This window comes from Bacillus cereus group sp. BfR-BA-01356, assembly GCF_022663635.1.
Classification (GTDB): Bacteria; Bacillota; Bacilli; order Bacillales; family Bacillaceae_G; genus Bacillus_A; species Bacillus_A cereus.
Genome location: NZ_JAKUFX010000157.1, coordinates 1 through 12246 on the forward strand (window position 1 = coordinate 1; position 12246 = coordinate 12246).

A 12246-nucleotide genomic window follows, 5' to 3' on the forward strand; every position below is an offset into this window, starting at 1 on the left:
AATACTTTATGAAGACGTTTAGCCACTTCCTATCGAATCCAGTGGATTTATTTTCAAAATCCTCTAGCAATATTTTTTGAAAATGTCCCCTTGACTTTTCATAGTTGGTCTATCAAAATAAAATAGTTTCTGTATATCTTATTAAAATGCAACTACAGATGTACAGGCGATTTTAGTAGAAAAAGCGTAATTACAGAGCGATTACGCCATGAAAATTTCTTTATCATGAGAGTTTAGAAGCTTACGATTAAGAAACAGTAACCACTGAAGAGGAAGTGGGTAGTTTGGCGAAAAAATCATTTTAAAACTACAATACTCAAAAAACAAGGGGAACAAAAAAGACATTTTCTTAAATTGAAAATGCCTTTGCTAATTAATTAATAAAACAATTTTGGATCTGTATCTGTATTTTGAACCGTTTCCTCACTAATTTCAGTACTTGTAGTACAGCTTGTCGAAAACAAAATTGGTATACCGCAAATAGTATCTTTCATTACATCACGAAAAACTTTTGCAGCGACTTCTGTGAATGTTTGACATAGATTGGAAATGTCATCATTAAAAAACTGAATTACTTTCGCAGCAAAAACTGGAAAAACAACATTAGATCCACCCGGGAACTGCGGTCGTACAACAACTTGCTCAAAATACAAGTTGTTTTCTAAAGCTACTTGAAAAAGGTGTGCAATTTCAAAAGCGTCTAAAGGACAAGGAATCGGATTTACAATTCCATCCCCAATAACACTAACAACAATAGTAACATTTACATTGCCAAATTGCACTGTTGGTTTAAGAAGTGTAGCTAATGCAATCGCTTTTTCAAAATCCGTAGTTTGTACTAAAATAATAAAATTTCCATCAGTCGGTATTAGCGGACCTACTGTTACAGTTGGATCAGCCCCTACCGAATTTCTGAGTTCGTTAAAATATGTGATCCATGGTGGCGAAAGTTGAGGTTGTACATGCTCGTCCATTCTTTTTTCACCCCCTTATATAGTTTTCAATACTATAATATGAAAAAAAAATAATAATGTAATGGATATATTTATTATTTTTCATAATCACTTTTATAAGGAGCATCTCCAGTATTTTAGAAAATCCCCTCCAAAGGATTGAAGGGGATTTTCGTTTATATACCATTACTACATAGACTCCAATAACCGATAGAAAGACTGTTTTTAAAATCTTTTTAAAAGATTTTAACTCAATTTTTTAATACTTAATGCTGCGCCACTTTCAATAAGATTACAAAGAGCTAGAGAAAATCCACCAAGACTTGTATTTCTTAATGAAAAAGTTGAGTTAGCTGGTATTCTTAAAATAGCTGTTCCTGAAAATTGGTCACATGCTTCTCCAGTGTTAGTTATTGTTCCAAAAGATGTTTGGAAATTAGGAACTGGGATTCCATTTAGGATAGCAGTTACTTGTTGTTCTGAACCTATGCCTGTTCTATCAACAGTTGTAATTACATAGTTAATTTCATAATCTCCAGCTAATGGAATGAATATTGTAGTAGAGGAAAGTAAAACAATCCCTCCTGCGGTAGCTATACTTTGGTTGTTAAATGGAATGTCCTGTCCATTAAGTATCGTAACAAATGTATTTTGCCAGAAGTTACGATACGCTGGTGAAAAGGTTGGAATTTGGGGAACAGCAGGTGGAATTGGAGGGGAAAATCTACCACAACATTGCTTCGTTTTTGAAAAATATGAGTTCAAAATAATTTACTACCTTTTTTGAGACTTTATATACTTATTTATATTCAAATTAAGTAATTTACCTTGTATATTTGTCCAATAAAACTTACGATATATATCCTATACATGTGAGGTTAACATAATGTCCTATTATCGATAGCAAGTTTTTTCATAGAATCCTTTTGTGTACAGAGATTCTTCTTTTTTTGTTCTATGCATCTATGCATTTTTTTATACATCCCTATCCTAATGCTGTTTTAAAGTTCTTGTTTGTTACTAGAACTGTATAAAATCTTACATGCTCGTAGCATGTTTTTTTCAAAGATGCTGGCGATATCCCATTAAAAGAAATAGAGCGATAAGGTATTAAATAAAATGAGGATAGCTATAAATTGATTTCATTTTTGAATAAAAAACTTAAAGACCAGTTAAATTACTGGTCTTTAAGTTTGCTTTTTTTACATTCATAGTTTTCATCTTTTTTATGACAGCACTGGTCAAATGAATCATCCCGACATACTCCTGGGATTGGTCCACATGGATTAAACTTTGAATTATTTATCACTTTGTATGGTCGCATCATATCGTTATCTTCATGTTCAATAATATGACAATGAAATGGGTAGATTCCGGTAAACGGACCAAAACGAGCAATTATTCTCGTTATTTGACTAGGATTTGCACGTACGGTATCCTTCCAGCCTCTTTCATTAGGGTCTGGAGGAATTGGATCACCACTTATTATATAAGTTCCATCTGGATTAATGGTTATTGGGATGCGGTTTAAAATCTGGAATTGCACAAGATGAAGATGAATCGGATGGGTATCTGTAGTGAAATTGACTAATTCCCAAACTTCAATTGTACCATTATATGGCGTATTTTCTATAGGGATATCCTCCCAGTGTTTATGGTTAATAAGGAAAAGTGGACGACCAAATTCATCTGTTTGTTCTGTTAAAGTGTTGGTACGTGTTGTAAGGGCTTGATCCGGACTTAGTCTTTCTAAACAAGATAAGTTCTCAGGAATGGTTGAGTCATCAGGTTTGGTAACGTGTTGTTTTACTCTGAATTGCATAATCTGCGACAAATTTTCATCAGGAGCAACTCCATCCGGGAATGGTATAGGGGCATCATTTGTTAAAATGATATCTTGCCCCTTACGCAAAGAGAAATCAATAATGACATCGGCTCTCTCAGCTGGAGCTAAAGTGAGTGCTTCTACTATAACAGGATGCTCTAAAAGTCCTCCATCAGTTCCAATTTGAATGAATTTTTGTCCAGAGCTTAATTTCATACGATAAAAGCGAGCATTAGATCCATTCAAGAGTCGGAAACGGTATTTACGTGGCTCTACTTCAAGAAAAGGCCAAACTTTTCCATTGACTAGAATAGTAGTACCTTCTGTAAACGATGGGATAACAGAAGGATCAGGTAAGTTAGGGTTAATTGGCGGTGGGGGCTGAGGAGAAGGTGGTGGTAAATTTCCTGGTTGCTCTGGATAAAATAGTTCACCATTTGGATAAAACGACCGATCTTGAATAACTAATGGAATTTCAAATTTACCACTAGGTAAATTTAGCTTTTTTTCTTCTATATCTCGAATCAAATAAAAGCCAGCCAGACCAGCATACACATTTAATCTTGTTATCCCAAGTGCATGATCATGATACCATAGTGTCGTCGGGCGTTGGCAGTTTGGATAATAATATGTTTCATATAGAAACGTGGGTCCCACATTTTTAAAATCTTTTGTAAACCATGCTTCTGGAAAACCATCACTATCTGGTTGTACCCTTCCACCATGTAAATGGACAACTGTTCGAACTTCTGGCTGATTGAATTCAGCCCCACCAATCGTTGTGTCTATCGGAAATAAATGTTTAAATGGTAATTTATTTTCCCACTTCACAAGAATGGGATGATTCCTACGAACATCAAATGTAGGACCTGGATACATACCGTTATAACCCCAAACGGTAGTCGGTGGTAAATCGCGATGTAATTTCTGCTTGATTTGCTTCATCTTTACCTCATAAAAAGGTACACCCTCACATTTTCTTGTTGGTTTAATAATGGGAGGGATCGGTAATGCATCTACAAATTTTTTTAAAAACAATTCATTTTCACTCCTTTAAACTAAATTTTTTACTTAACCACTAGTAATATTCTAATCACAAAATAATCCTAATATTTGAAAATGAAAGGGTAATCGAAAAAACTTGGTGTATGGACTGTCAATTGGGAAGCTATATTTATTTCTTTTTATTTATCTTATTTTGGGAGAAAATGAATGGTATGGTTCATGTCCTAGTTCTACATAAATAGGCATTTTTTCGTCTACTAGGGGTAGTGAAATCACTTAATTTGATAGGCTTGTTGTGAAATGCCCACAAAAACAAGCTTCATTAAAACAATATATACCTCTTTCAAATGGGTGAATTCTTTGCGTCAGAACCAGATTTACTATTAATATAGAAACACTATCATTGGATTATCATAAGACACACAACAGTAAAGATGTAACATATTATATCGTGATAAGTAAATTTTTATTAAGAGTAATTGTATATATCTCTCTAATAAAGTATATCTGTAGGAGGTAGTTACATGTTTGATAAAAACAAAATACTTCAAGCTAATGTATTTAATTCAAATTTAATTGGCCCTACACTTCCACCAATTCCATCGTTTACTCTACCAACAGGTTCAACTGAAGGTTGGCTTTTACCTATGCAGAATATTTTACAACAACTTATTGGAGAAACAGTGCTTCTTGGCACTATTGCAGATGCACCAAACACTCAACCACTGTTCTTTTTATTTACTATTACTTCTGTAAACGATTTTGTAGTTACAGTTACAGATGGTCCCACATCATTTGTAGTCAATATTTCTGATGTAACAGGGATAGGTTTTTTACCGCCAGGACCATCTATAACTTTACTTCCACCTGTAGACTTAGAATGTTAATGTGATTGCCGCGAACGACCGATTAGGGAATTACTAACTACGCTTATTGGTTCTACGGTGAATCTTTTAGTAAGTACTGGTTCTACTGCTGTAGATTTTAACGTGGAACAAACAGGTCTTGGTATAGTTCTAGGTACTTTACCTATAAATCCAACTACAATCGTTAGGTTTGCTATTTCAACCTGTAAAATTACAGCTGTGAACATTCTCTAAACTTTAGAGATGTATAATAAAAAATAGTACTAAATGCCCATCAAGCTAAGTTTTTATTACACTCCCAGAACGGAATTTTCAGGCCTCCTTGTGACAAAAAATGAACTGAATTCTCATGGATACCTTTGAAAAGGTAAAATTTTCGTTTTGGGGGCACTTCAAAATCCTAGCTTGATGGGCATGTTATGCTACCCTATGTAATCTTCAACAGTAATCCTACTCCAATAGTTCAATAAAGTAATGCCATAATGTCCGTTTATAGGTACATTTCATTAAGTAGAAAGTAATAAATTTATTGAGGTTTAATAATTTTGATACTGATAATTTGACATACTTAAAACCAAAAGTTGCATGTTATATTATTAGGCACAACAATATAAATAATACTATTTGTTTATTCCGTAAATAATGCTGATAAAAAAGGTGAAAGGATTTTTAAAGATAAAAATAGAAATCTGTATAAAAAAATATTTAAATGGTAGGGATATTATGAAAATCGGTAAGTTTGGTGAAGTAAATAACATAAGTATTGATACAATTAGACATTATATGGATCTTAGTCTCATTATTCCTGAAAAAAAAGGAGGGCACTATTTTTTTGATGAGTATTGTCAAACAGATTTAGAACTTATATTACATTACAAAGATTTAGGGTTTAGCTTGAATGAAATTAAAGAACTATTTTTTTATAAAAATTTAGCGAAATCTATGAATTACGAAAAAATTACCTTTTACCAATCTTTATTTAAACTAAAATATGACGAAATGGAACAGGAAATAGAACTTTTGGAGAAGAAACGGGATAAATTAAAGGAAGCGTTACATAATTTATCTATAGAAACTGAAATCTCGAGTTCAATTTTAGGGGTAGATTTAAAAGTACTTCATTTATTTAAATGTGTTAAGTGTAACGGAAATTTAATTCTTGAAGATGGGATTATTAATAAGAATCAAATTATTGAAGGAAAGTTAATTTGTAATTGTGGTGAAGAATACGCGATTATTTCAGGGGTTTTAACAGCTGGTAACTCGTTGGAAGCGTATGAAAAGACATCACTTGAAGATTCTATTTCGGATTATATCCATGAAACCGATACTGCTTTTTTGGAAAATGTTCAAAGAGGAGGAGAATGGTCAAAAAAGAAACTAATGCAACTAGATTTAAATGAAAAAATACTACTTGATTTAGGGTCTGGTATTGGGTTCTTTTTACGAAATATTTATGAAGAACTACCGGAAGATTGTTTATATATTGCTGTTGATCGAGATTTGAATAAACTTTTACTTTTAAAAGATGTAATTGAGAGAAGAAATGTGAAAAGAAATATTGTATTTATTTGTGCCGACTTTCTAAACATACCTATTCAGAGTAGTTCTATTGATATTGTAATCGATCAATCAGGTACAAGTAATTATAGTTTTGAACATGAGGAGTTCTTATTGCGCGAATTAAATTCCCTTTTTAAACACAATTGTTATTTATTAAGTTCATTTATTTTATTTAATAAATTTAGTATAAATAGCCAAATTGCACCTAGACTCCGAGGGAATTTTACATCTGCAAAAGTAACGAAAGAAATCCAAAATTTACAGTTTCAATCGATTGATGAAAGCACTTCAAATTATTTAAAAAGAGGCGGAAAGTACGAAGATTTCTTTGTTCAAGGAGAAGAAATTTATACATATTCATTTTTCGGAAAAAGATGGGGTTAACTCCATCTTTTATTTATTTTCCCTTAAAACTTTTCAAATCGTACATATTGCTATTGGGCTGACCCAAGAACTTACAATGTACGTAATACAAAGTTATGCAGGGGGGAAAATGATGGGAAGTTTACGATTACATATAGAAAATAAAAATAGAAACCAAGAACTAAGAAATATTTGTTTATATTCAATTGCAAAAACAGTATCACTATTTGGTAGCTCTATTTATAGTTTCGCATTAGGATTGTATGTATTACAAATAACCGGATCTGCTTTAAATTTCGCGATTACGCTTATTTTAGGAACGATTCCAATGATTGTTATGAATCCATTTGCCGGTGTCATTGCTGATAAGGTTGATAAAAAGAAACTCGTCGTTTGCATGGATGTATTAAGCGGGTGCTTATTAATAACTGTTTATATATTAAGCAACTATTATGGATTAAACTTGTTCATTATTTATACTACTACCTTTCTTATGACCGTATTTACAACGTTTTTTGGAATAGGATTAGAGGCCGTAAAACCGAATATGGTTACTAAAGAACGGTTAATGAGTATTAATTCTATAAGTAAAATTATCGATTCTATATCTTTAATTTTAGGGCCTATGTTAGGGGGCATTGTTTTTGCAGTCTTTGATATGAAAACTTTTATAATTATTAACGGTATTTCATTTATCCTTTCGGCTATATCCATATTGTTTATAAACTTTAAATTGTGCGAGCAAAACATAAATGAGGAATGTTCAATTAGAGAAATTAATTTTATTGAAGATATAAAGGAGGGATACTCTTACTTATTGGAGCGGAAAAGCTTAAAAAATACTTTTAGTATTTTAATTTCCCTTAATTTCTTTTTAGGCTTTGCTGTAACCGTTCCGTTGCCATACATTATTAACACAGTTCTCAATCTTAATTCTAAGCAATTTGGTATGATTCAAGGGACTTTTCCGATAGGTATGATAGTTGGTGCAATATTAGTGAAAAAGATAACTGATTGTTATTCTTATTCTTATCTATTGAAAAAATAAGTTTTATGTTGGCAATTTTTATGATAGTTTCAGGGATACCTGTTTTATTTAAATCTATTGTAGTAAATAATTTGGTATATGTTACTACGTATTGCATGATTATGTTCTTTTTAGGATTTATGATAGCACAAATTGATATTCCTTTAATGTATTTCATGCAAAATGAGATTCCTGAAGAATATAGAGGAAGAGTTCTTAGTATTGGATTAAGCTTAGGTAAAATAATGCAACCAATAGCACTTGCAATATCAGGACTATTATTAAATTTCATTCCAGCCTACACGCTTCCCATTGCAGGGGGGATTGTATTTTTTACTTTGAATAAAATTTTAGCAAATAAGTTTAATTTAGAAATTCATTCAAAAGATTATAGTGTTTAACGTAACTTAAAAAGCGCAGGATTAGCATCCTGCGCTTTTCTATCGTAATTCAGCTGTTTTTCTAATAACAATCTTATCAATATCATCTTCTTCATCACCAATAAATAACCCGCGCTCTTTTAAATACGCTTCAAAATATAAATCTGCTTCTGCACGTTCATCATATGGTTTGACAGATAGAACGAAACCTAATTTGTTTTGTTCTTCTAAATGAGAAGTGGAAATGTATGCCGGTACATTGTGGCGTAAAAAGAGTTCTTTAACCGGAATAATCATATCTTTCATTAATTTCGTTAACATACCCATTTCAAACTCGAAATTAAAGCGATCTATACTAGATAAATCAGCGAATACTACACCGATAAAACCTGTATTAAATACTTCTTGATATTCTACATCTTCGTCATGGCCGCCGTAAAAATTCTTTTCGATTAAATAATTTACAAAATAAGCAATGCCATCATTTTGTTCAAATGGTTTCGTTGAAAGAACAAAGCCAATTTTCTTTTGTTTATGTAAATATACACATGACATGTATGCTGAAATGTTATGTTCTTTAAACAAAGCGCTTGTTGCTCCAGAGAGACCATCTAATACGTGATGAACAATTTGAAGTTTTTTACGAGCGAAATAATAGGATTTCTTTTGTAACTCCAATGTATCAATAAAGACAGAGCCGATAAAGCCTGTATTTGAAATAATAGGTGCTTGCTTTTTTCTTCCTCTGCGCTTTAATGGAGCCATTGTTAAAATCATCCCTTCATGTACGTTTAAAATAAAAAAAAGAACGTTTGTTCGTATAATTATATTTTACTATTAAAACGCTATAAAGTAAAGGGTTTTTGATGAAAATATAACAAAAAAGACACCTTATAAAAGGTGCCTTAAACGCTGTAGGGAATAGGGTTTACCCTAACTATTTATATTATGATACAGAAACAATCTCTTCTGTATCTTCTACATCTAAATGACAGTCCATAGTACGAACATCTTGATCTTCATGACTTCCGAAATAAATAGTAATTTTCATATGTATCGCTCCTTTATTCTAGGAATACCTAAAATAATTACTAGTAATGTTAATATTTATTATATACCACTTTTTTCATTCCGACAACGTTATATCATTTTTAATTATTTTAAACTATAGAGCACAATTTAAAGAGGTACTTTTTATAAAAAAAGGTAAATTTCTAATATGTTATATTTAATATAGAGGGGTTCGAGTATTACTTTTTATGAAAAGGAGAACTATTGATGAATTATAAACAATTACTAATAGATAACTTTGCATTTAAAACTTCATATGTTGCGCAATTTGTGCCCGGAATGAGTATAAAAGAAACGAAAGATTATATTGCTGTTGATTGCGGATTACCTGCCGATACATTCAATATCATCACTCTACTGAACAATAATTTAACGGAAGGGGTCGAGAAATTATATAAGGAGGTAGAATACTATAATCAAAAGAAATTTCCAATGAGTGTTTGGTTATGGGATGAGGAGCAAGAGCGGGATATAAAAAGCGAGTTAAATAAAATCGGTTTAAAAGAAGCGGAGCAAAATATTGCGATGGTAGCAGACTTAAAAACAATTTCTCCAACAATACACATGCCAGTAAGTTTTACAATTCAACAAGCATCTTCACCTGGACTAATAAAAAAATTTGGAGAAACGTTAGCTAATCTATTCGGCACATCAGAAGAAGCTATACATGTACAAGCATTCTATAATCAAATTTCTAATCTTGATTTATGGAACAGTGAGAATATGAAACTATTTTTAGGATTTTATGAAGGTGAAATCGTAACTGTTGGTTCATTGATATGTTCAAAAGATAGTATTGGTATTTATGACATCGCAACGAAAGAAGAAATGAGAGGACGAGGATTCGGATCTACTATGTTCAATTTCCTACTGCAAGAAGCACATAAATTTAAAAATACGTATTGTGTATTACAAGCTTCAACCGATGGAATCAATATTTATAAAAAATCGGGATTTCAAGCTATCGGCAAAATGACTGTATTGGAAAATCGACATGTAATTGAGTAAATCATTCAAGTTAAATTGTCTTTATATAGGAGCTTATAAATCGTTATGAAAAAGATATATCTCGTTACAATAATTTGTGCCTTTATAATAATAAGTATCTTTGTTTTTCAGAAAATTAATGAACATAAGTATACTAAAGCTATGAATCAATCAAATCATATAAAAAATATCGCACATAGAGGTGCTTCTGCGTTCGCGCCTGAACATACAATAGCAGCATATCGATTAGGCCAACAAATGAATGGAGATTATATAGAAATTGATCTCCAAATGACAAAAGATGGACATTTAGTGGCTATGCATGACGAAACCTTAAACCGTACAACAAATGGTACAGGGCTAGTGAAAGAGCATACATTAGAAGAAGTAAAGCAACTAAATGCAGGTTCTTTTTTTAATGAAAAATATCCGAACTTAGCAAAGAAAGAATTTGAAAATGCAAAAGTCCCAACATTAACAGAAATTATTGAAACGTTTGGGCATAACGCGAACTATTATATCGAAACAAAAACACCTAATGAATATCCAGGAATGGAAGAAAAATTATTAGAAATTATTAATCACTACGAAATACAGGATAAAGTGATTATTCAATCGTTTAGTGAAGAAAGTCTACAAAAGATTCATAGCTTAAATAGTAATATATCCATAGTACAATTATTACCTTATAAAAAAGCAGTTCAATTAACAAAATTAGAGATAGAAAAGTATAAAATGTACTGCATAGGTCTTGGTATGAATTACAAATATATTGATTCAGATTATGTAAAGAAAATAAAGAAAAACGGATTAGAAGTTCATCCATTTACAGTAGATAATGAAAAAGATATGAAAAAGTTACTTTCATGGGGAGTCGATGGGATGTTTACTAATTACCCGGATCGTTTACATTCAATATTATTGGATTTGAAAAGTCATGAATAAGAAGTGTTATTCATAAAGGAAAAATTTACAAAACCTGTATATTAGGATTATCAATGCAAGAAGGCATGTAGCATATAAAAAGAAAATACCAAAAACCGCAACTTGAAGACTTAGGTTGTGGTTTTTTTATTGCTTCGATTTCAACTTACAAAGTTTGAAGCTAGAAGTGAAAACCTTTTTAGCTGAATTGGCTTCCTATGTATTTGTACTTCGTATCGTTCTAGGTATATGTACAACCCGTGAGACGAGTTTTGCATAGGATAATAGAAAAGGAGATATTGCATATTGAAATACCACAATAGAAACATAAGTAATCTGAATAAATTAGCGGATAATACGAAAGCTGCAGCTTTTAAGTGGTATCAGTACTGTATCGACAATGGAATTGAAGTATTAATTTATGAAACAATCCGTACGGTCGCAACAACGTGAATATGTTCGTAAAGGAGCATCACAAACGATGCGCTCATATCACTTAGTAGGACAGGCATTAGATTTTGTTCCAATTCAGTCGAATGGTACAGAAGATTGGAATGGCTATAATAAAGAACCGTGGGCATCAGCAATTCGTTATGCTAAACAAATTGGCTTTGAATGGGGCGGTGACTGGAAAGGATTTGTGGATAGCCCGCATTTGCAATATAACTACAAAGGATATGGAACGGATACTTTTGGAAAAGGTGCTCAAAACGTAGTGACTCCTCCCCCGTCGAATGATAGTGTAGGGATTGCTTATATTAACGGTAGTAATGTAAATTTACGAAAAGGACCTGGTACTGGATATGGCGTTATTCGTCAATTAGGGAAAGGAGAGTCCTACAAAGTATTTGGACAATCAAATGGCTGGTTAAATCTCGGTGGCGATCAGTGGATTTATAACGATCCATCATATATTCGTTATACGGGAGGAAATGTACCAACACCTTCACAATCATCAAACGAGGGTGTAGGTGTAGTTACTATAATCGCTGATGTATTGCGTGTTCGTACCGGCCCAGGAACAAATTACGGCATTGTGAAAAACGTGTATCAAGGTGAAAAATATCAATCATTTGGATATAAAGATGGTTGGTATAATGTTGGTGGAAATCAATGGGTTTCTGGTGAATATGTTACGTTTGTAAAGTAAAAATAAGAGCCGTCCTGTTTATACTGACCCCTGTCAAGTAGACAGTAATTAAAACGCATAGTTAAGAAGCCTGAGTTCGATATTCGTATGGACTCAGGTTCTTTAATTTTTTCTGAAAACGATGGTGGTTAT

General features: G+C 32.2%; 7 protein-coding genes and 3 pseudogenes. 6 read left to right on the forward strand and 4 right to left on the reverse strand.

Annotated features, from left to right (window positions below; translation table 11 throughout):
* Nucleotides 1-377: 377 nt before the first annotated feature.
* From MR168_RS29435 to MR168_RS29445, 3 genes are all read right to left on the reverse strand, one after another.
* Nucleotides 378-974, reverse strand: a complete 597-nt coding sequence (locus tag MR168_RS29435) for a hypothetical protein (RefSeq protein ID WP_086411822.1) — start codon at nt 972-974, stop codon at nt 378-380.
* 225 nt (nt 975-1199) lie between these two features.
* Nucleotides 1200-1718: a BclA C-terminal domain-containing protein gene (locus MR168_RS29440; RefSeq protein WP_086411823.1), complete on the reverse strand. Its 519-nt coding sequence runs from the start codon at nt 1716-1718 to the stop codon at nt 1200-1202.
* A 412-nt stretch (nt 1719-2130) separates the two neighbouring features.
* Nucleotides 2131-3816: a multicopper oxidase family protein gene (locus MR168_RS29445; protein ID WP_086412445.1), complete on the reverse strand. Its 1686-nt coding sequence runs from the start codon at nt 3814-3816 to the stop codon at nt 2131-2133.
* Between the two features lie 533 nt (nt 3817-4349).
* On the opposite strand from MR168_RS29445, the pseudogene MR168_RS29450 reads away from it, so the two are divergent.
* The 3 genes and pseudogenes from MR168_RS29450 to MR168_RS29460 all read left to right on the forward strand — a co-directional run.
* Nucleotides 4350-4883: pseudogene (locus MR168_RS29450) on the forward strand (exosporium leader peptide-containing protein); the annotation flags it as partial.
* A 489-nt stretch (nt 4884-5372) separates the two neighbouring features.
* The gene (locus MR168_RS29455; protein ID WP_086412446.1) at nt 5373-6596 is read left to right on the forward strand and encodes a methyltransferase domain-containing protein; all 1224 of its coding nucleotides are present in this window, start codon (nt 5373-5375) and stop codon (nt 6594-6596) included.
* A 112-nt stretch (nt 6597-6708) separates the two neighbouring features.
* Nucleotides 6709-8003: pseudogene (locus MR168_RS29460) on the forward strand (MFS transporter).
* A gap of 39 nt (nt 8004-8042) precedes the next feature.
* Here the strand turns inward: MR168_RS29460 and MR168_RS29465 are convergent.
* Nucleotides 8043-8747 (reverse strand): hypothetical protein, encoded by a 705-nt coding sequence (locus tag MR168_RS29465; protein ID WP_006929668.1) that lies wholly within the window; start codon nt 8745-8747, stop codon nt 8043-8045.
* A 513-nt stretch (nt 8748-9260) separates the two neighbouring features.
* On the opposite strand from MR168_RS29465, the gene MR168_RS29470 reads away from it, so the two are divergent.
* The 3 genes and pseudogenes from MR168_RS29470 to MR168_RS29480 all read left to right on the forward strand — a co-directional run bounded on the left by MR168_RS29470 (nt 9261) and on the right by MR168_RS29480 (nt 12114).
* Nucleotides 9261-10061 carry a GNAT family N-acetyltransferase gene (locus MR168_RS29470; RefSeq protein WP_140159406.1) on the forward strand — a complete coding sequence of 267 codons (801 nt, stop codon included), beginning with the start codon at nt 9261-9263 and terminating at the stop codon, nt 10059-10061.
* A gap of 45 nt (nt 10062-10106) precedes the next feature.
* Nucleotides 10107-10985, forward strand: a complete 879-nt coding sequence (locus MR168_RS29475; RefSeq protein ID WP_086412448.1) for a glycerophosphodiester phosphodiesterase — start codon at nt 10107-10109, stop codon at nt 10983-10985.
* A gap of 285 nt (nt 10986-11270) precedes the next feature.
* A pseudogene (locus MR168_RS29480) lies at nt 11271-12114 on the forward strand (SH3 domain-containing protein).
* Nucleotides 12115-12246 lie beyond the last annotated feature (132 nt).